We start from the raw sequence: 18,715 nt of genomic DNA on the forward strand, positions 1-18,715 counted from the left end.
TGTTCTTCACAAGAACCCGATCGACAACCACGGCACGGCCGCGACCACGATCAGCCCGGCCAACAACGCCAGCATGTAGATGCGGATCGGACCGATGCCTTCATTCGGATCGACTTTGCCGATCGCGCAGGCGGCGTAATAGCCGACGCCGAAGGGTGGGGCGAAAAGTCCGAGGCCCATGGCGAGCACGACGACCATGGCATAATGCACCTCGTGGATGCCGAGTGTGCGCGCGATGGGAAAGAGCAGCGGCCCGAACAGCACGATGGCCGGAATGCCTTCCAGCACCGATCCAAGGATGATGAAGGCCAGGATCGAGACGATCAGGAAACTGTAGGACCCTCCCGGCAGATGGGTCATGGCTGCGGCGAGCGTGCGCGAGAAGCCCGATTGCGTCAGGCCCCAGGCCATGGCCGAGGCGGCGCCGATGATGAGGAGAATCGCGCCCGACAGCGTTGCCGTCTCGACGAGGATGCGGCCGAGCCGAGCCCAGTCGAATTGCCGGTAGAAAGCCAAGCCCGCAAGCAGCGTATAGGCGATGCCGATGGTCGAGACTTCCGTTGCGGTCGCGACGCCGCCCACCACCGCTGCGCGGATGATGAACGGCAAGGCAAGGGCGGGCAGCGCCAGCAGCAGGGACTTGCCGATCTCCGCCATGGTCGCACGCGGCGCAAGCTGCGCGGTTTCGTGCCGCGTCCGCGATCCGACGACGAGACAGAGGCCAATCGCCAGCACCAGGCCAGGCACCAGGCCGCCGGTAAACAGCGCGGCGATCGAAATACTGGTCACCGAGCCGATGGTGATCAGCACGATCGAAGGTGGCACCGTTTCGGTCTGCGCGCCGGTCGCGGCGAGCAGCGCGACAAGATCGCCGGCTTTCTCGCCGCGCGCGATCATTTCGGGAAACAGCGCGGGGGCGACGGCGGCCATATCGGCGGCCTTGGCGCCGGAAATGCCGGAGACGAGATACATTGCGCCGATCAGCACATAGGACAGTCCGCCGCGGACATGGCCGAGCAGCGCGCTGAGAAAACGCACCATCGCCTTGGCCATGCCGGTCATTTCCATCAGGAGGCCGAGCACGATGAAGAGCGGCACCGCCAGAAGTTGCAAATGCGCCATGCCCTCATCCATCCGGCCGACCAAAGTCGTCAGCGGTACACGTGTCGTGAGGGCAAGATAGCCGAGCGTCGCCAGCGCGAAGGAAAAGGCGATCGGCACGCCGGAGAACACGCAAGTTGCAACCAAGCCGAAGAAGAACACGAGCAGGTTCCAATTGCCGAGGCTCTTCCATATCGGCATCGCTTCCCAGAAAGCGGCCATGAGCGCGGCAACGACAACGAGCGCCGCGAACGTATGAACCCATGATGTGCGCATGGCCAGACGCAGCAGCGAAAAGACGATCATCAAGCCAATGCCGATCGGGAAGGCTGCCGCACGCCAGAGGCTGGAGATTTCAAGAGAGGGTGTTGCGACGATGCTTTCGTCCTGTGCCCAATGCAAGGTGGGACCAAGGATGCAGATGAGAAATCCCAAGCCCGCCGCCACGCTCAACGCATCGAAGAAATCGCGCCGTGCGCCGCGCAGACGCGTTACCAGGGCGGTCATGCGCATATGCTCGCCCTTGGCGAGCGCAAGCACGGCACCGAACATCGCGAGCCAGAGGAACAGGATGGAGGCGACTTCGTCGGACCAGGTGAGCGGCGCGCGAAAGACATAACGTGCGGCGACGCCGGAAAACAGAACCGCGATCTCGGCGACGACAAGACATGCCGCTGGGATTTCGACGAGGCGGATGAGCAGGCGTTCGAGGCGGGAGAATGTCACGGGAAAAATATATCTCGTGGTCCAGATCGCCCCCTCACCCCAGCGCCCCCACCGCATCCTCCAACGCGGCCCAAGCCTTATCACCGTATTTTGCCTTCCACTCCTTGTAGAACCCGGCGGACTTGAGCTTGTCGCGGAATGGCGCGGGATCGACGGTGTTGAATTTCATGCCCTTGGCCGCAAGGCTCGTCTGCAGGCCGGTGGTGAGGGTTGCAATATCGGCGCGTTCGTTCAGGCCGGCCGCGTTCAGATGTTTGCTGACGACGGTGCGGACATCCTCCGGCAGCGCTTCCCAATTGCTCTTATTGGCGAGCAGCCAGAAGCCGTCCCACATGTGATTGGTCAGCGAGCAATGGCTTTGCACTTCGTACAGCTTGGCCGTGTCGATCACCGCCAGTGGATTTTCCTCGCCATCGACGATCTTCGATTGCAGGGCGTTGTAGGTCTCGTTGAAATTGATCGTCGTGGGCGCCGCGCCGAAGGCTTTAAACAGTGCCGTCCAAAGCGGCGATGGCGGGACGCGAATCTTCAAGCCGGCAAAATCGTCCGGCGTCGCAATCGCTTTCGTCGAGGTCGTCGTCTGGCGGAACCCATTGTCCCAGATTTTTTCCAAGGCAAGGATCGTTCCGGTCTTTTCGATCTCGCCGCGGATGAAGGCGCCAAGCTTGCCGTCCATCGCCGTCCAGACCGTGTCGTAATCCTTGAATGCAAAGCCGATGCCGTTGATCGAGGCCGCGGGCACCAGCGTCGAGAGAATGAGGCCCGACAGCGTGAAGAAATCGACGGCGCCCGAGCGAATCTGCCCCAGCGTGTCGGTATCCGATCCGAGCTGGCTGGACGGGAAGATCTGCAGGTCGAAGCGCCCGCCAGTCTCTTCGCGGATCTTGTTCGCCGCCTCTTGCGCGCGGACGTTCAAGGGGTGCGAGATGGGCAGGTTATTGGCGAATTTATAGCTGAATTCCGCCGCACGGGCCCTGCCAATGGCAAAAGCCGAGACCGCGAGCGCGCCCGTACCAAGCGCAAAGCCGCGCCGCGTGAGTGTAGTCATGAATAGTCTCCCCCGTCTGCCGCCTCTTTATGCCGCCTTCGCCGATGAGACTCAATCCTTCCAAGTGACGTTCGGCGGGTCGGCTGGCAGCGGGATGAATTCGGATTCCCCCACGATCCCGGGAAAGCGCTGATTGCGCCAATCGTCTTTCGCCTGCTCGATCCGCTCGCGCGAGGACGAGACGAAATTCCAGTAGATGTAACGCTTTTCGGGTAGGGGTTCGCCGCCAATCATCATGAAACGCGTCGGACCCTGCGCTTGCAGGATGATTTCGGCGCCGGGGCGGAAAATGATGAGCTGCGTGTCGCCGAACACGCCGTCCTGGCCGACGATCTCGACGCCGCCGGAGACGATATAGATCCCCCGCTCGATATGTTCCGGCGGGATCTGGAACCGGGCGCCGGCCGCAAGCTGCACATCGGCGTAGATCAAGTCGGAATAGACCGGCACCGGCGATTTTGCGCCGAACCCCATGCCCGCCACCAGATGCAGGGTCGCGCCCTCGCCGGTCAGCACGGGCAGGCTTTGCGCGTCATGATGGGAAAAATGCCCGGCGATCTCTTCCACAGCCGTCGGCAGCGCGATCCAGATCTGTTGGCCGAACAGCGCGCTCGGCACCCGGCGCGCCTCGGGGCTGGAGCGCTCGGAATGGACGATGCCGCTCCCGGCCGTCATCCAATTCGCTTCCCCAGCTCGGATCGCCTGCATGTTTCCCGCGCTGTCGCGGTGCACGATCTCGCCGTCAATCAGATAGGTGAGGGTGGAGAGGCCGATATGGGGATGGGGCCGCACGTCCTGGCCCTCGCCGACCCGGAACACGATCGGCCCGAACTGGTCGAAGAAGATGAACGGCCCAACCATGCGGCGCATCGCCGAGGGCAAGGCGCGCCGCACCTTGAAACCGTCGCCCAGATCCCGCACGGGCGGGAGGATGACTTGTTCGACGGCGGCGTTGGAGGAAAGGGTCATGGAAACGCTCCTGTCGCGGGTGGATGTTTGGGCGGTCGGATCTATTGTCGTCTGCCTAGGATTTAGCTCCTGCCCCCAAATCGTCGAGCTTCTGGAACTCTGTGCTGTCGATCTTACCCAAGGCCTTTACACCTAGCCCAGCCAATTCGGCAAATCGGTCAGGCTCCCTTGAAGCGATGATGCAATCGGCCGCGGCAGCCAGTTTCGACCGCAAACAACGCGCCTTCCTGCGGATTGGCGGCGAGATGCTCGGCGCTCATGGTAAAGCGTGCCGAGGTCACATATAGCGTCGCGAGATCAGGGCCGCCGAAGGTGCAGCTCGTCGGCCAGGCGCAGGGCAGGTCGATCAGCCGGTCGAGCGTGCCGTCGGGGGCAATGCGCGCCACCGCATAGCCGCCGACCACCCGGCAATTCCAGACATAACCTTCGGCATCGAGGCACGATCCGTCGGGCAGGCCGCGATCGTAAGGGCCGAAGAAATCCTGCCGGTCATAGAGCCCGGCGCCGTCCTCCGCGACCCTGTAAACGTGCATCTGATTGGCCAAAGTATCAGCGGAGACGAAACGCCCGTCGTCCAGCCACACCATCGTGTTGCTGATCCCGACTGCTTGCTTCGTCAATTGCGTCACCCGTCCGTCCGGGGCGATGCGGTATAGAAACCCTTGCATCGCCGTCATTTCCTTCTCGCTCCCGTCTGGATTGAGGTTGCTTTGCATCGTGCCGACCCAGAAGGAGCCGTCGGGCGCGACGACGCCTTCGTTCAGGCGGTTGTCCGGCAGATGCGGCTCCGGCGTCGCTAAAGTCCTGAACGGCCCGCCGAAATCCCACAGCGCCACTTCCCGCGCGAGGCCGACGATGGCGCTGCCATCCTCGCGTAGGCCGATGGAGGTCGCGAAATCGGGCGCGTCCCATTGTTCGTGCCGGCCGCTCGCGGGATGCAGGCGGTGAATCCGCCTGTTGCCGATGTCGACCCAGCACAGACTCTCTCTGCGCTCATCCCACACGATGCTCTCGCCCGTGTTCATCTGCGGATTGAGGACCAGTTTGACGCTCATCCCCGCTTATCCTTTGAGTTGGCCGGTCACGCGCAGGATCTCGTAGCAGGCGCCGAACGGATGATAATCCGTCTTCGCCGCCGGGCTCTTGATGTTGCTCAACGGCTTTCCCTCCGGCGAGCACATACGGTACCAGCAGGCACCTTCGCGGTCGATCATGTGGTTCCAGCTGAAGGTCCACAGCGCATCGTAATCCTGCCAGTAGCGCTCCTTGCCGGTGCGCATCGCGAGACAGGCAATGGCGGCGAGGGTTTCGCATTGCACCCAATGATGTTTGTCGGGGTCGTAGATCTTGTCGTTCGGGCCGAAAGCATAATACAGGCCGCCGTAAGCGACATCGCTCGCGCGTGCCATGGCATATTGGTAGAGCTTCTCGGCCTTCGGCAGCATCCAGTCTTTCGGCCGGTAGCGCTCCAGAATCAGCAACAGCTTCGCCCATTCGGTCATATGGCCCGGCTGATAGCCGTAGGGTCGGAATTGATGGCGCGGATTGTCCTTGTTGTATTCCCAATCGACCGTCCAGTCCTTGGTATAATGTTCCCACACCACATCGTTCGCCTGCGCCGCAAGGTCGACGCAGATTCGTTGCGCGATTGTCTCGGCGCGGTCGAGATAGCGCGTCTCGCCCGTCGCCTCATAGCCTGCGATCATCGCCTCGCACATATGCATGTTGCAGTTCTGGCCGCGATAATCGGACAAGGGCCGCCAGTCGCGGTGGAATTCGTCGGCATAGAGATTATCGTGCGGCAGCCAGAACCGTTGTTCCAGCAAATCCCATGTTTCAGCGATTTTTTCGCGCATGCCGGGAATGCCGGCCTTCATCGCGGTCGCATAGGCGAGCAGCACGAAGGCATGGGCGTAGCATTGTTTGCTGTCGTCCTTCGGTGCGGTGCCAGCCATCTCCCAGAAATAGCCGCCCATCTCTTTGTCACGATGCACGTCGGTCAGATAGGTGAGGCCGTGCTTGGCGGCGTCGACGAATTCGGGCCGGTTGAACAGGCCGGCGGCGAGCGAAAAGTTGAAGATGAACCGAGTGGTCGAGACGATGTGCTGATTGACGCGATCGGTGATGAAGCCGTCGTCGCGATATTCGTTGTAGTATCCGCCGTTCTCATTGTTGATGCAGATCGGATAATAGAAATTCATGATCCTGTTCATGTGATCGAGCAGGAAGTCCGGAGAGCGGAAGTTGGGCAGTGTCATTGCTTCGATGTCCTCAACAGTGCGAAAAGTGTTGCAGATGAATGTGACGATACCTGCGGCGCGATCCGGCCTATTCCGGCAGCACGATGCCGACCTTGGCCATCACGCCGCCATCGATCTTCAGATCGGCTCCGGTGATGAAGCGGGCTTTGTCGCTGCACAGAAACGCCACGGCTTCGGCGATTTCCCAGGGTTGGCCGATCCGGCCGATCGGATGGCCCCTGCCCCAGGCATCAAGAATGTCCTCCGCTGTCTTGTTGCCTTTGTAAAGCTCGGCGCTGTGCCGCAGCATCGGCGTATCGACGGAAGCCGGGCAGACCGCGTTCACCGTAATATTGTCGTGGGCATGATCGAGCGCCATCGCGCGCACGAGCGCATTGACGCCGCCTTTGCTCGCTGTATAGGCGGCGACGGAGGTTTGCGAGGCATAGGATTGGATCGACGAAATCGCCACGACGGCGCCGCCGCCACGCTTCTTGATTTCGGGAATGGCATATTTCGCGGCGAGGAAAATGCCTTTCAGATTGATGTCCAGCACATCGTCCCAGACGTTTTCGTCGGTTTCGACAACGGTGCCGTAGCGTTGAATGCCTGCGCAGCACACGAGGCAGTCGATGCCGCCAAATCTTTGCACCGCCTTGGCCGCCGCCGCCGCCATGTCCGCACTCTTGCGCACGTCGCCGACAAAGCCGATCACTTTATCGCCGAGCGATTTGACGGCCTCGTCCGTTGACTTGTCGTCGTTGGCGACGATCACGACATTGGCGCCACCTTTTGCGAAACGCGTGGCGCAAGCCAATCCCATGCCGAGGCTACCGCCCGTCACGAGGATCGTCTTACCGGCGAAATCTTCCATTGTTTCCTCCCAACCGAACGGTGCGAAAACCGCCGATCGACCCGCTACCATGCTAGTCAATCAAACGCAAAGGTGCCAGAAAATTGACACGATAGCGGCTATGATTCGTGTGTGATTACCAAAGCGACTCACCCGATGTTGCTGCTTTTGCCGACAGGCGCACAGCAACTCGGAGTCGCGTGCCAACAAATTTCCTGAAAGGCCCTTTCATGCCCAATGTCGAAGAAATCTGGACACTCGTTGACTCCAAACGTGAGGCCTTCTTTGAACTGAGCGATCGGGTCTGGGAAACGCCGGAACTCAATTATCAGGAAGTGCTGTCGAGCGAAGCGCATCTCGAAATGCTGCGGGCGCAAGGCTTTCGCGTCACGCAACATGTCGCAGATCTGCCAACCGCTCTGATGGGCGAGGCGGGCGAGGACGGGCCGGTCATCGCCATCCTGGGCGAGTTCGATGCGCTGCCGGGTTTGAGCCAGGCGGCCGGCATCGCCGCCGCGCAGCCGCTTACCGAAGGCGGCCACGGCCACGGCTGCGGGCACAATCTGCTCGGCGCCGGCGCGCTGATGGCGGCGACCGCGGTCAAGGATTATCTCGACAAGCATAAACTCAAGGGCCGCGTGCGCTATTACGGCTGTCCGGCGGAGGAAGGCGGCTCGGCCAAGGGCTTCATGGTGCGGGCGGGCGTGTTCGATGACGTCGATATTGCGATCTCGTGGCATCCGGCCTGTTTCCCGGCGGTCAACAATCCGGTTTCGCTCGCCTGCAACGAATTGAATTTCCATTTCACCGGCCGTTCATCCCATGCGGCCGCGACGCCGCATCTCGGCCGCTCGGCGCTCGACGCCGTGGAATTGATGAATGTCGGCGTGAATTACATGCGCGAACATATGCCGAGCACCGCGCGGGTTCATTACGCGCTCATCGATGCGGGCGGCCCCGCGCCCAACGTGGTCCAGGCCAAGGCGACGGTGCGTTATCTGGTACGCGGCCGCGATTTGCCCGAATTGCAGGCGCTGGTAGCGCGGGTGAAGAAGATCGCCGAGGGCGCCGCGCTGATGACCGAGACGCAGGTGCGCAGCGAGGTTGTAAGCGGCGACGCCAATCTCGTCGGCAATGGCACGCTGGAAGCGTTGATGCACAAGCATCTCTTGCATCTCGGACCGCCGCATTTCGACGCGCGTGACAAGGCCTTCGCGGAAAAGATACAGGCAACGCTGTCGGCGGATGATGTCGTCGCGGCCTTCCGGCGCGGCGGCGTGCCGTTGCGCAAAGGCCTGCCGCTTGCCGATGCCATCGTGCCGCTCGGCGCCGGCGATACCAGCCTCGTCGGCTCGACCGATGTCGGTACCGTGAGCTGGGTGGTGCCGACCGTGCAAATGCGCGGCGCCACATGGACCATCGGCACGCCCGGCCATTCTTGGCAAGTGGTGGCGCAGGGCAAGAGCGCGCTGGCGCACAAGGGGATGGAGCACTGCGCCAAGGTGATGGCCGCGACTGCGCTTGATCTGATCCGCAAGCCGGACTTGATCGCCGAGGCGAAGGCCGATCTGCAAGACCGCTCGCTGGCACGTCCTTCGTCAATCCGATCCCGGACGATGTGAAGCCGCCGGTTGCGATGTCAGGGTGAGCCCTTCTCCCCGTAAACGGGGAGAAGGGATTGTGTCGTCGCTTCAGAATGGCGAATCCGGGTAGTAGAAATTCTTTGCATTCTCCTTCGTCACCAGCGTGGCGTTGAGAATATACGACCCGCGCACCGGCACCTTGTCGTAGAGCCCGGCCGCGGTCAGGTCCATCGCGACCGCGACCATGGCCGGCGGATAGAGTACGTCGACGGGAATCATGTTGTCGCCATCCATCACTTTCTTGACCATGTCCTTCATGCCGGCGCCGCCAACGACGAATTTGATGTCCGTACGATTGGCCTGTTTGATCGCTTCGAGCACGCCGACCGCCATGTCGTCGTCCTGGCACCAGACGGCATCGATCTTCGGATGTTTGGTCAAGAAGTCCTGCATGACTTTGAAGGCATCGTCGCGACTCCAATTGCCGAACTGGCTGTCGATCACCTTGATATCGGTGCCTTTAATGCCGTCGTTGAACGCATTCACGCGCTGCTCGTCGATCACGATCGGCAAGCCGCGGATCACGACGATGTCGCCTTTACCGCTAAGTTTATCCTTCATGTAGGCGGCGGCGACACGGCCGAGTTCAGGATTGTTGCCCGCGACATAGAGATCCTGGATCGGCTCGCGCAAGGCGCGGTCGACCACGGTGATGAAAACGCCTTTGGATTTTACCTGCCGGATCGGATCGGTCAATTCATCGGAATTGTGCGGCAGCGCCACCAGCGCATCGATGCCCTGGGTGGCGAGATCCTCGAGCGCATTGGCCTGGCTCGCGCCATCAGGCGACGTCTTGACGATGACTTTCAGGCCCGGATAGCGTGCTTCCAGCGCCTTTGCCTCCTGTTGGGCATGATAGACAACACCGCCGGTCCAGCCGTGGTCGGCGGCGGGAATGGAAACGGCGATGGTTTTGGTGTCGGCGGCATGCGCCGCACCGGCAATGGACAGCGCCCCCGCCATCATCAGACCCGTCAATATTTTACGCATTGATTCCTCCCTTCGCGTGAACTTCGATATTGCAGGAATGGCGTTTTTCCTTCACGAGCTGGCCCTGCGCGCGAGCGAGCGCTGCACCAGCATCGCGATGATGATGATCGCGCCCTGCACAGCGCCGACCAGATTTTCGCTGATAAAATTCGACAGAACCATGATGTTGCCGATCACTTCGAGGATCAGCGCACCGCAGATCGTGCCCCAAATCCGCCCGACGCCGCCACGCAAGGCCGTGCCGCCGACCACGACGGCGGTGATCGCCTGCAGCTCCCAGCCAAGACCGGTGGTCGAGGTCGTCGAGCCGAGCCGCGGCACATAGACGAGCACCGCGATGGCCACGCAGATGCCCTGGATGACATAGGTCAGCGTGCGCACCCGCGCGACCGAAATGCCGGAATAGCGCGCGACATCCTCGTTCGACCCTACCGCCATCACATGCCGCCCGAACGCCGTGCGATACAGCAGGAACGCGCCGATCAAGGCGACGGCAAGAATGACCAGAACCGGAAAGGGCACGCCGAAAATCGAGCCGAAATAGACAGGTCGGTAATCGGCGCGCAGGTCCATCGACTTCATGGCGATCGAGCCGCCATTCGCGAGCCAGATCAGCAGCGAACGCGCGATCGACATGGTGCCGAGGGTGACGATGAACGGCTCGATATGTCCCTTGGTGACGCCAAGGCCGTTCAGCAGGCCGCAGACCGCGCCGAGGGCCAGCGCCAACGCCATGCCGGCTGCAAGCAGAAGATAGGGATTCTCGATCGGCGCACGGTTGAGGAACAGGATCATCGAGCCCGAGACCAGCGCCGCCATCGAGCCGACCGACAGATCGAGCCCGCCAGCGGTAATGACGAAGGTCGCGCCGACCGCGATGGTCGCGATGAACGCGCTGCGCGCGAGCACATTGGTGAGATTTTCGAGATCGATGAAACGCGTATTGACCTCGTAGCCGACAAGCATCAGCACGATCAGCGCGGCGAAGGGCGCGAAAGTCCGCAGATCGGAATCCTGCCACGCACGTTTCTTTGGCTCTGGCATTACCTGTTCGCTCATGGGGCGGCGCTCCGCTCATCGACGCCGGTCGCGTAGACGACGATTTGTGCTTCCGTCATTTGGCCGCCTTCGACGGCGCCGGTGATACGGCCGTTGCGCATCACGAGAATGCGATGGCACAGGCCGATCAGCTCCTGCATTTCGGAGGAAATCACGATCACCGCCTTGCCGCTTCGCGCCAGTGAAGCAATGAAGCGATAGATCTGCGCCTTGGTGCCGACATCGATGCCACGGGTCGGCTCGTCGATGATCACGATTTTCGGCTCCAGCAGCATCATTTTGGCGACCAGCAACTTTTGCTGGTTGCCGCCGGAAAGCTGGCCGGCGAGCAGCTTCTTGCTGCGAGCGCGGATGTCGAAAGTCTTGAACGCTTCGTCCAGCGCCGACCATTCGCGCACCGTATCGATCAAAGGTCCATGCTGGAACTTCGCCAGCGCCGCGAGACTTAAGTTTATGCGCAAATCCTGCGCCAGCAGCAGGCCTTTGCCTTTGCGATCCTCGCTCAAATAGACGATGCCCGCATCCATGGCTTCGCGCGCATTGTGAAAGTGGCGCGCGGTCTCGCCCACGCGAATCTGGCCGGCGCCGGACCGCAGGCCGAGGAGCCCTTCGAACAATTCGGTCCGGCCGGCGCCGATCAGCCCGGCAAAGCCGAGGATCTCCCCTTCGTTCAGGGTGAAAGTTGCATCCCGCGCGAAGCCCGGCACGTTGAAGCCTTCGACCTGCAGCAGTGCCTTCGCCGGCGGCACAGGCGGCTTGGCGGGATAAAGGTTCGCGATGTCGCGGCCAACCATGAGCCGCGCCATGTCGAGCGGTTCGAGCGCGCCGATGTCTCTGGTGGTGATCCACTTGCCGTCGCGCAGCACGCTCACGCGGTCGGCAATCGCCTTCACCTCCTGCAACCGGTGCGAAATGTAGAGAACGGCAATGCCCTTCGCCTTGATCGCCTCGATCACTTGCAGCAGCGCCTCGGTCTCGATCGTGGTAAGCGATGCGGTCGGCTCGTCGAAGATCACCACCCGGTGCGGCACCAAAAGGGCGCGCGCAATCTGCACGAGCTGGCGCTGGGCGATCGAGAGCTGTTCGACAACTTTCGTCGGCCTGATGTCGGCGCCGAGTTCCAGCACTGCCGCATGCGCGCGGCGGTTCATGGCCGCATCGTCGAGGCCGATGCCGCGGCGGATCTCGCGGCCGAGAAAGATGTTCTGCGCGACGGTCAGATGCGGTGCGAGAAAAATTTCCTGATGCACCAGAACGATGCCGCGCCGCTCGGCCTCTGCCGGCCCAGCAAAGTGAATATCCTGGCCGTCGATGCGCAACGTGCCGGCGCTTGGCGGCAAGTGGCCGGCAAGAATCTTCATCAGCGTCGATTTGCCGGCGCCGTTCTCGCCGATCACCGCATGCACTTCGCCGGCATGGAGGTCGATGGAAATGTCGCTCAGGACTTCGATACCGCCAAAGCTCTTGGAGACGCCAAGAGTCGCGAGAACAGCCTCGGCAGGCGTTGAATCCGCGTGCTCGCCAGAACCTCCCGACACCCCGCCCTCCCTGCTGCAGTGTCAATCGATTGTTTTGCCGGTGCCGCCGTTGCTTACGGCAGCTTGACCCAAACGTTTCCGCGCGTACTCGAGTCATGCGCCGCCATGACGAATTTTACACCCGACACGCCATCCGCGACACCGGGAAACAGAACGTCGGGATCGGGCTTTGCGCCTGTCCGCGCGGCCTGAATGGCTTTCGCCACTTCGGCATAGATCGTGGCGAAACCTTCCAGATAACCTTCGGGATGGCCGCCCGGCACACGGGTCACGCGCGCCGCGTCCGGCAAGGCTCCGGCGCCGCCGCGGGTGTAGAGCCGTTTGGGTTCGCCATAGGGCGTGAACCACAAGTAATTCGGGTCGGCCTGCACCCATTCGAGTCCGCCCTTGGTGCCGTAGATGCGGAGCTTCAAGCCGTTCTCATGGCCGACCGCCACCTGGCTCGCCCATAACAGGCCCTTGGCGCCGCCTTCAAAGCGCAGCATCACTTGCGCGTCGTCGTCGAGCGCGCGGCCTTCGACGAAGCTCGTGAGCTGCGCGAGCACTGAGTCGAGCTTCAGGCCGGTCACGAAGGAGGCGAGATGGTAGGCGTGGGTGCCGATGTCGCCGATACAGCCGCCGACGCCGGAGCGGGCGGGATCGGTGCGCCAGCTCGCCTGTTTTTGCCCGCTTGCTTCGATCCTCTCGGTCAGCCAGTCTTGCGGATATTCCGCCTGCACCAGACGGATCGGGCCGAGTTCGCCGTTTGCCACCATGGCGCGCGCCTGCCGGATCATCGGATAGCCGGAATAATTGTAGGTGACGGCGAAAATCTTACCGCTCGATTGCACCAGCGCCGCCAGCTCTTCGGCATCCGCGACGCTCGTCGTCAGCGGCTTGTCGCAGATGACATGAATGCCGACCTCCAGAAACGCCTTGGCCGCCGGCGCGTGCATGTGATTGGGCGTGACGATCGCGACAGCTTCGATGCCGTCCGGCCGCGCACTTTCCGCTTTCGCCATCTCCGCGAAGGAGGCGTAAACGCGATCGGGTGCAAGTCCGAGTTCTTCGCCCGAGGCCTTGGCGCGCGCCGGATCGGCAGACAAGGCGCCGGCCACGAACTCATATTGGTCGTCGAGCCGGGCGGCGATGCGATGCACTGCGCCGATAAAGGCGCCCTGCCCGCCGCCGACCATGCCCAGGCGGATGCGCGGCACGCGCTGCGTCGTTTTGCTTCCCTCAATCGCCATGCGCGTGATCCTTTTTCGAACGTTAAGCGAGCCCAAGCATTTTGCGGTTGGCGGCATCATCCGTGCCGGCGTCGGCAAAATCGTCGAAGGCTTTTTCCGTCACCCGAATGATGTGATGACGGATGAATTCGGCGCCTTCGCGCGCGCCATCCTCAGGATGTTTGAGGCAGCATTCCCATTCGAGCACGGCCCAGCTCGCATAATCATAGGCGGTCAGTTTCGAGAAAATGCCACCGAAATCCACCTGCCCGTCGCCGAGCGAGCGGAAGCGCCCGGCGCGATCCACCCAGGATTGAAAGCCGCCATAGACGCCTTGCCGTCCGGTCGGGTTGAATTCGGCATCCTTGACGTGAAAGGCTTTGATCCGCTCGTGGTAGATGTCGATGTAGTCGAGATACTCGAGCTGCTGCAGCACGAAATGCGATGGGTCGTACAGGAGATTGGCGCGCTTGTGATTGTTCACGCGGCTCAGAAACATCTCGTAGGAAACGCCGTCATGCAGGTCTTCGCCGGGATGAATCTCATAGGCGACATCGACCCCTTGCGCATCGGCGTGATCGAGAATCGGCCGCCACCGTTTGGCGAGTTCGTCGAAGGCCGCTTCGACCAGGCCGGCCGGCCGTTGCGGCCAGGGGTAAATATAGGGCCACGCCAAGGCGCCGGAAAAAGTCGCATGGGCGGACAGGCCGAGCCGCCTGGAGGCCGTCAGCGCACGCCGGACCTGATCGATCGCCCATTCGGTGCGGGCCTTCGGATTGCCGCGCACGGCCGCGTCGGCAAAGCCGTCGAAGGCCGTGTCATAAGCGGGATGCACCGCGACCAATTGCCCTTGCAAATGCGTCGAGAGTTCGGTGACGGCAAGGCCATGGCTCGCCGCGACGCCTTTGATCTCGTCGCAATAGGTTTGCGACTCGGAGGCGCGCTCGAGGTCGAACAATCTTTTGTCCCAGGAGGGGATCTGCACGCCCTTGTAGCCGAGCGAAGCGGCCCAGGCGCAGATCGATGCAAAGGAGTTAAAAGGCGCCGCGTCGCCAGCAAATTGCGCCAGGAATATCGCCGGTCCTTGAATGGTCTTCACCGCTCGCTCCCCGTCATGCCTATCGGCTTGTTGACTAGCATTTCAGCCTTTTTGATCATGGCCCGCAAGGGCCGAATCGGCATAGCTCGAATGAATGGCGCGGCGGTGATCGGCGGGGATTGCCGCCTCCCGGGCAAAGCACTACATGTGTTAGAGTTATTCTAAACGCTCCACAGGCCTGAGCGACGGCGTCGAGAGGTAAAACAGCGGCCATGTTCATTCAAACCGAAGCCACTCCCAATCCGGCGACTTTGAAATTTCTTCCCGGCAAGCCGGTGATGGGGGAAGGCACGCTCGATATGCGGAGCGTCGAAGAGGCGGGCCGTTCACCCCTCGCGCGGGCGCTCTTCTCCATTCCCGGCGTCTCCGGCGTGTTTTACGGATCGGATTTCGTGACTGTCTCCAAATCCGAAGGCGAGTGGCAGCATCTCAAGCCAGCCATCCTAGGCGCGATCATGGAACATTACCAGTCGGGCGAGCCCTTGCTGGAAGGCGAGGTCGTGACGTCCGACGCGGACGGCGGCGATGCCGAATTTTACGCCGAAAGCGATGCCGAAACCGTGGCGACGATCAAGGAATTACTCGATACGCGGGTGCGGCCGGCGGTGGCCGGCGATGGCGGCGACATCACTTTCCGCGGTTTTCGCGACGGGATCGTCTATCTCTATATGAAGGGCTCCTGCGCCGGCTGCCCGTCCTCGACGGCAACGCTCAAACACGGCATTCAAAACCTGCTGCGGCATTTTCTCCCCGACGTGCGCGCGGTCGAGCAGGTCTGATTTCACCCGACCATTTGTGAACTGAACGGGCCTACCCGGCAAAACGGATAGGCCCGTTACCGTATCAAGGAGCCTTCATGTCAGCCCTGCCCGATTCTGCGCTCGATCAATTGTTCCGCACAGCCCGGACCCACAATGTGTGGCTCCCGAAGGATGTCCCCGATTCCTTGCTGCACCAATTGACCGATCTCATGAAATGGGGCCCGACCTCGGCAAATTGCTCGCCCGCGCGGCTGTTCTTCCTCAAATCGCCGGAAGCCAAGGCCAAGCTGAAACCGTTTTTGTCGGAGGGCAACCGCGACAAGACGATGGTGGCGCCGGTGACCGTGATCGTCGCACAAGACCTTGAATTTTATGAGAAACTGCCGAAATTGTTTCCGCAGGCCGATGCGCGGAGCTGGTTTGCCGGTAACGATGTCGCGATCCGTGCGACCGCCTTCCGCAATTCCAGCCTGCAAGGCGGCTATTTGATCTTGGCGGCCCGCGCGCTCGGGCTCGATTGCGGCCCCATGTCGGGCTTCGATGCGGACGGCCTCGACAAAGCGTTTTTCCCGGACGGCAAGATCAAGGCGAATTTCCTGTGTAATCTCGGCTATGGCGATGTGTCCAAGCTCTTCCCGCGCAATCCGCGGCTCGATTTTGACGAATTCGCAAAAATTCTGTGACGTGATGTAACGGAGAGTGGCGATGCCGCCCGCATGGCGCGCTGGAAGCCGGCCCTTCGTTCGTCTATGGTTCCAATATGAAGATTCTCGCTCTTGATACGGCGCTCGGCGCCTGCTCGGTCTGTGTGCTCGATTCCAACCTGGTCAAACCTTTGGCGCATGAATCCATCGTCATGGCGCGCGGCCATGCGGAGGCGTTGATGCCGATGATCGACCGGGTCGTCTCGCAAATCCCGGGCGGGTTCGAGGCGCTCGAGCGGGTGGCCGTGTCGGTCGGTCCGGGTTCGTTCACCGGCATCCGCGTCGGCATTGCGGCGGCCCGCGCCATCGGCATCGCCTGTTCGATCCCGGTCGTCGGCGTTTCCACCCTATCGGCACTGGCCGCACCGCTCGTCGCGGACAAGCTGCCGACCACGATCGTTGCGGCGATCGACGCCCATCACGGCAATGTCTATTATCACGCCATGGCGGGCAACGGCCGCATGATCGTGCCGCCGCGCCTCACCACGGTGCGCGACGCGATCCGCACCTGCGGCTCCGACCCCTACCGCTTCACCGGTTCCGGCGCGCCGCTGCTGGCGATCGAAGCCTGGTCGATCGGCCTGCGGGCCGAGGCGGTCGGCGCGCTGGTTGCCCCCGATGTAGCCTATATCGGCCGGCTCGGCCTCTTGTCCGATCCCGAGACGGCGCGCCCGACGCCCTATTATCTCAAAGCGCCCGACGCCAAGCCGCAGGAGAAAGGCCGCATCGCCCGCGTGCCGTAAGAAAAATGTTCTCCCTCTTCGGCAAGACGCCTCCTTCCCTTATCCGGCCGCTCGATATGGCCGCCGCGCAGGACTGCGCGCGCCTGCATGAATCCGCTTTCGCCCATGCCTGGAGCGAGGCGGATTTTGAGCGACTGCTTGGCGCCCGCACGACCGTCGCCGACGGGATCTTCGACAGCCACGGCCAAGCGCTTTTCGGCTTCGTCCTGTCGCAGACCGTGGCGGACGAGGCGGAAATTCTGTCGATCGTGCTCGATCCCCATCACCGGCGCCGGGGCCTCGGCCGCCAGCTGCTGAATGCCCATATGGCACGGCTCACGGAGGCGCAGGTGAAAAGCCTGTTTCTGGAAGTCGAGGATGGCAATGTTGCCGCACAGGGGCTCTATGCGCATCTTGGCTTTCATGAAATTGGCAAACGCCACGGCTATTACCGCAAAGCTGACGGCTCAACGGCGACGGCCTTGATGCTGCGCTGCGATTTGGGGTGATGTTTTCGATGGCCTATCTGCGCGCCTGTGGTCTGGTGCTCTTCTTGCTCGGCTTTTTTCTGTTCGGCGTGCCGACGCAAATGGTTTTGCGGCGCTTCGGCACGGCACGGATGCAGACCTGGCTGGTCATTCTGTTTCATCGTGGCCTGTGCCGCCTGTTGCGGCTGCGCGTCCGCGCCGTCGGGTCGCCCGCGTCGGTGCCGACCCTGATGCTGGCCCCCAATCACGTTTCCTGGACTGATATTTCCGTGCTGGGCGGCCTCTATCCGCTGAGTTTCCTCGCAAAAAGCGAGGTGGGCACGTGGCCGATCATCGGCCCGATGGCGCGGCTTTGCGGCACGATCTTCGTGGTGCGCGGCCGCCGCACCGCGATCCCGGCGGTCAACGCGCAACTCGCCGCGCATATGCGGCGCGGTGATCGGGTCGTGTTGTTCGCCGAAGGCACGACGGGCGACGGCAATCGGCTGATGAAATTCCATTCCTCGCATTTCGAGGCGGCAAAAATAGCCCTGCGCGACGGGGACGTTTGGGTACAACCGGTGAGCATCGCCTACATGCGGCGCGACGGCCTACCGCTCGGCCGCATCGGCCGCATGCAGGTCGCCTGGTACGGCGACATGACATTGGCGCCGCATCTGTGGGACTTGCTGCGCGACGGCCCGGTCGATTGCGTGGTGAGTTTCGACGAACCGGTGCAAGTGACGCAGGCCATGACGCGCAAGGATCTGTGCGCGGCGGTGCGCATGACGACCCGCACGAGGCTGGGAGAGTTGGTGCACGGGCACGCAGCCGATGTGAAGCCCGTCGGGACAAATGTCGGACTGATCGCGAGTCCGGCGGAATGAAGAACGCGCAAATCACGCCGCTTCAATATCAGTCAGCGAGAAATCGTTGCCTTTGAACAGCAAGGGCTCGCCGGCGCGCTTCGCCAAGGCGTAGGAGAGACAATCGGCAAAATTCAGGCCGGCGGGATGACGGCCTTTGCCATAGGTCAGCCAAGCCGTGGTGGCGATGTCGATAAGCGAGGTGTCGATAGGTACGATGTCGACCATGGCCTTGGCCAGCCACAGATCGAGTTCGGCAAGGGTCGCTTCGCCGCGCCGGCCCACCAGCACCATGCGGGCCTCAAGGACGCAGGTCGCGGGGACCAGGCGAAGGGGCGCATTTATGATGGCGTGCCGGAACGTTTCGGCTTCTGCTTCGTTCTGCAGAATGGCGACGAGCGCGGAGGTATCGATGACCATCAGATGGGCACGCCGTGTTCGTCATAGCCGATGATCTCTTCGTCGCTGCGGTCATCGAGTTTCGGCAGCGATGCCACGCGCTTGGAAATCGCCCGCAGTTCCGCCAGCAGGCGCTCGTTGGCTGCGTCGTCCCCGCCCATCCGCTTCAAGCGCTCCTGGAGGGCTTGGTGGATTGCGGCGGTCTTCGTTTGGCCGGCACGCCGCGCGACCTCCGCCGCAAGCGCAACGGTCTCCGGATTTTTGATGTTGAGAGACATCGAAGCCTCATTTTCTACCATTTATGGCTAATTCTACCCTGCCT

At 62.1% G+C, this 18,715-nt stretch carries 18 protein-coding genes and 1 pseudogene; 6 read left to right on the forward strand and 13 right to left on the reverse strand.

The features are described from left to right. Positions 1-6: 6 nt before the first annotated feature. From V9T28_RS21010 to V9T28_RS21035, 6 genes are all read right to left on the reverse strand, one after another. On the reverse strand, positions 7-1,884 hold the full coding sequence (locus tag V9T28_RS21010) for a TRAP transporter large permease (protein ID WP_116401904.1): 1,878 nt from the start codon (positions 1,882-1,884) through the stop codon (positions 7-9). Beyond that, positions 1,862-2,875, reverse strand: coding sequence for a TRAP transporter substrate-binding protein (locus V9T28_RS21015; protein ID WP_116401905.1), 1,014 nt, complete (start codon positions 2,873-2,875; stop codon positions 1,862-1,864). The genes V9T28_RS21010 and V9T28_RS21015 overlap by 23 nt, the downstream gene beginning before the upstream one ends. 51 nt (positions 2,876-2,926) lie before the next feature. Beyond that, positions 2,927-3,844, reverse strand: coding sequence for a pirin family protein (locus V9T28_RS21020; protein ID WP_116401906.1), 918 nt, complete (start codon positions 3,842-3,844; stop codon positions 2,927-2,929). Between the two features lie 158 nt (positions 3,845-4,002). After that, the gene (locus tag V9T28_RS21025) at positions 4,003-4,899 is read right to left on the reverse strand and encodes an SMP-30/gluconolactonase/LRE family protein (RefSeq protein WP_116401907.1); all 897 of its coding nucleotides are present in this window, start codon (positions 4,897-4,899) and stop codon (positions 4,003-4,005) included. 6 nt (positions 4,900-4,905) lie between these two features. Continuing rightward, positions 4,906-6,102, reverse strand: a complete 1,197-nt coding sequence (locus V9T28_RS21030; RefSeq protein WP_116401908.1) for an AGE family epimerase/isomerase — start codon at positions 6,100-6,102, stop codon at positions 4,906-4,908. Between the two features lie 70 nt (positions 6,103-6,172). Further along, complete coding sequence (locus V9T28_RS21035) at positions 6,173-6,958, reverse strand: SDR family NAD(P)-dependent oxidoreductase (protein WP_116401909.1); 786 nt, start codon at positions 6,956-6,958, stop codon at positions 6,173-6,175. 209 nt (positions 6,959-7,167) lie between these two features. Between V9T28_RS21035 and V9T28_RS21040 the strand changes: the two are divergent. Further along, positions 7,168-8,585: pseudogene (locus tag V9T28_RS21040) on the forward strand (M20 family metallopeptidase). A gap of 43 nt (positions 8,586-8,628) precedes the next feature. On the opposite strand, the gene V9T28_RS21045 reads toward V9T28_RS21040, so the two are convergent. From V9T28_RS21045 to V9T28_RS21065, 5 genes are read right to left on the reverse strand one after another with little or no spacing between them, the layout of a single operon-like run. Next, the gene (locus tag V9T28_RS21045) at positions 8,629-9,570 is read right to left on the reverse strand and encodes an ABC transporter substrate-binding protein (RefSeq protein WP_116401910.1); all 942 of its coding nucleotides are present in this window, start codon (positions 9,568-9,570) and stop codon (positions 8,629-8,631) included. A gap of 51 nt (positions 9,571-9,621) precedes the next feature. Beyond that, positions 9,622-10,629 carry an ABC transporter permease gene (locus V9T28_RS21050; protein ID WP_116401911.1) on the reverse strand — a complete coding sequence of 336 codons (1,008 nt, stop codon included), beginning with the start codon at positions 10,627-10,629 and terminating at the stop codon, positions 9,622-9,624. After that, the gene (locus tag V9T28_RS21055; RefSeq protein WP_116401912.1) at positions 10,626-12,167 is read right to left on the reverse strand and encodes a sugar ABC transporter ATP-binding protein; all 1,542 of its coding nucleotides are present in this window, start codon (positions 12,165-12,167) and stop codon (positions 10,626-10,628) included. Before V9T28_RS21055 ends, V9T28_RS21050 begins: the two co-directional genes overlap by 4 nt. A 53-nt stretch (positions 12,168-12,220) precedes the next feature. Further along, positions 12,221-13,396: a Gfo/Idh/MocA family protein gene (locus V9T28_RS21060; protein ID WP_116401913.1), complete on the reverse strand. Its 1,176-nt coding sequence runs from the start codon at positions 13,394-13,396 to the stop codon at positions 12,221-12,223. A 22-nt stretch (positions 13,397-13,418) separates the two neighbouring features. Then, positions 13,419-14,474 (reverse strand): sugar phosphate isomerase/epimerase family protein, encoded by a 1,056-nt coding sequence (locus tag V9T28_RS21065; RefSeq protein ID WP_116401914.1) that lies wholly within the window; start codon positions 14,472-14,474, stop codon positions 13,419-13,421. A gap of 212 nt (positions 14,475-14,686) precedes the next feature. Between V9T28_RS21065 and V9T28_RS21070 the strand changes: the two genes are divergently transcribed. From V9T28_RS21070 to V9T28_RS21090, 5 genes are all read left to right on the forward strand, one after another. Continuing rightward, positions 14,687-15,253 carry a NifU family protein gene (locus V9T28_RS21070; RefSeq protein WP_116401915.1) on the forward strand — a complete coding sequence of 189 codons (567 nt, stop codon included), beginning with the start codon at positions 14,687-14,689 and terminating at the stop codon, positions 15,251-15,253. A gap of 77 nt (positions 15,254-15,330) precedes the next feature. Beyond that, a complete protein-coding gene (locus V9T28_RS21075; protein ID WP_116401916.1) occupies positions 15,331-15,918 on the forward strand; it encodes a malonic semialdehyde reductase in 588 nt (195 codons plus the stop codon). A gap of 77 nt (positions 15,919-15,995) precedes the next feature. Then, positions 15,996-16,682, forward strand: a complete 687-nt coding sequence (gene tsaB, locus V9T28_RS21080) for a tRNA (adenosine(37)-N6)-threonylcarbamoyltransferase complex dimerization subunit type 1 TsaB (protein WP_116401917.1) — start codon at positions 15,996-15,998, stop codon at positions 16,680-16,682. A 5-nt stretch (positions 16,683-16,687) separates the two neighbouring features. Next, positions 16,688-17,170: a ribosomal protein S18-alanine N-acetyltransferase gene (gene rimI, locus V9T28_RS21085; RefSeq protein ID WP_116401918.1), complete on the forward strand. Its 483-nt coding sequence runs from the start codon at positions 16,688-16,690 to the stop codon at positions 17,168-17,170. An 8-nt stretch (positions 17,171-17,178) separates the two neighbouring features. Beyond that, positions 17,179-18,015 (forward strand): lysophospholipid acyltransferase family protein, encoded by an 837-nt coding sequence (locus V9T28_RS21090; protein ID WP_158554853.1) that lies wholly within the window; start codon positions 17,179-17,181, stop codon positions 18,013-18,015. Between the two features lie 12 nt (positions 18,016-18,027). Here the strand turns inward: V9T28_RS21090 and V9T28_RS21095 are convergent, their stop codons facing one another. Both V9T28_RS21095 and V9T28_RS21100 read right to left on the reverse strand, forming a co-directional pair. Beyond that, positions 18,028-18,414, reverse strand: a complete 387-nt coding sequence (locus V9T28_RS21095) for a type II toxin-antitoxin system VapC family toxin (protein WP_116401920.1) — start codon at positions 18,412-18,414, stop codon at positions 18,028-18,030. Beyond that, the gene (locus tag V9T28_RS21100; RefSeq protein WP_116401921.1) at positions 18,414-18,671 is read right to left on the reverse strand and encodes a type II toxin-antitoxin system VapB family antitoxin; all 258 of its coding nucleotides are present in this window, start codon (positions 18,669-18,671) and stop codon (positions 18,414-18,416) included. Before V9T28_RS21100 ends, V9T28_RS21095 begins: the two co-directional genes overlap by 1 nt. Positions 18,672-18,715: the final 44 nt, after the last annotated feature.

This window comes from Methylovirgula sp. 4M-Z18, from assembly GCF_037890675.1.
Taxonomy (GTDB): domain Bacteria; phylum Pseudomonadota; class Alphaproteobacteria; order Rhizobiales; family Beijerinckiaceae; genus 4M-Z18.

What these genes read in the sequence shown, in the direction of transcription:
- V9T28_RS21010 (WP_116401904.1), bottom strand. Translation starts at nt 1,884, where the DNA reads ATGCGGTGGGGGCGCTGGGGTGAGGGGGCGATCTGGACCACGAGATAT.
- V9T28_RS21015 (WP_116401905.1), bottom strand. Translation starts at nt 2,875, where the DNA reads ATGACTACACTCACGCGGCGCGGCTTTGCGCTTGGTACGGGCGCGCTC.
- V9T28_RS21020 (WP_116401906.1), bottom strand. Translation starts at nt 3,844, where the DNA reads ATGACCCTTTCCTCCAACGCCGCCGTCGAACAAGTCATCCTCCCGCCC.
- V9T28_RS21025 (WP_116401907.1), bottom strand. Translation starts at nt 4,899, where the DNA reads ATGAGCGTCAAACTGGTCCTCAATCCGCAGATGAACACGGGCGAGAGC.
- V9T28_RS21030 (WP_116401908.1), bottom strand. Translation starts at nt 6,102, where the DNA reads ATGACACTGCCCAACTTCCGCTCTCCGGACTTCCTGCTCGATCACATG.
- V9T28_RS21035 (WP_116401909.1), bottom strand. Translation starts at nt 6,958, where the DNA reads ATGGAAGATTTCGCCGGTAAGACGATCCTCGTGACGGGCGGTAGCCTC.
- V9T28_RS21045 (WP_116401910.1), bottom strand. Translation starts at nt 9,570, where the DNA reads ATGCGTAAAATATTGACGGGTCTGATGATGGCGGGGGCGCTGTCCATT.
- V9T28_RS21050 (WP_116401911.1), bottom strand. Translation starts at nt 10,629, where the DNA reads ATGAGCGAACAGGTAATGCCAGAGCCAAAGAAACGTGCGTGGCAGGAT.
- V9T28_RS21060 (WP_116401913.1), bottom strand. Translation starts at nt 13,396, where the DNA reads ATGGCGATTGAGGGAAGCAAAACGACGCAGCGCGTGCCGCGCATCCGC.
- V9T28_RS21070 (WP_116401915.1), top strand. Translation starts at nt 14,687, where the DNA reads ATGTTCATTCAAACCGAAGCCACTCCCAATCCGGCGACTTTGAAATTT.
- V9T28_RS21075 (WP_116401916.1), top strand. Translation starts at nt 15,331, where the DNA reads ATGTCAGCCCTGCCCGATTCTGCGCTCGATCAATTGTTCCGCACAGCC.
- tsaB (WP_116401917.1), top strand. Translation starts at nt 15,996, where the DNA reads ATGAAGATTCTCGCTCTTGATACGGCGCTCGGCGCCTGCTCGGTCTGT.
- rimI (WP_116401918.1), top strand. Translation starts at nt 16,688, where the DNA reads ATGTTCTCCCTCTTCGGCAAGACGCCTCCTTCCCTTATCCGGCCGCTC.
- V9T28_RS21090 (WP_158554853.1), top strand. Translation starts at nt 17,179, where the DNA reads ATGGCCTATCTGCGCGCCTGTGGTCTGGTGCTCTTCTTGCTCGGCTTT.
- V9T28_RS21095 (WP_116401920.1), bottom strand. Translation starts at nt 18,414, where the DNA reads ATGGTCATCGATACCTCCGCGCTCGTCGCCATTCTGCAGAACGAAGCA.
- V9T28_RS21100 (WP_116401921.1), bottom strand. Translation starts at nt 18,671, where the DNA reads ATGTCTCTCAACATCAAAAATCCGGAGACCGTTGCGCTTGCGGCGGAG.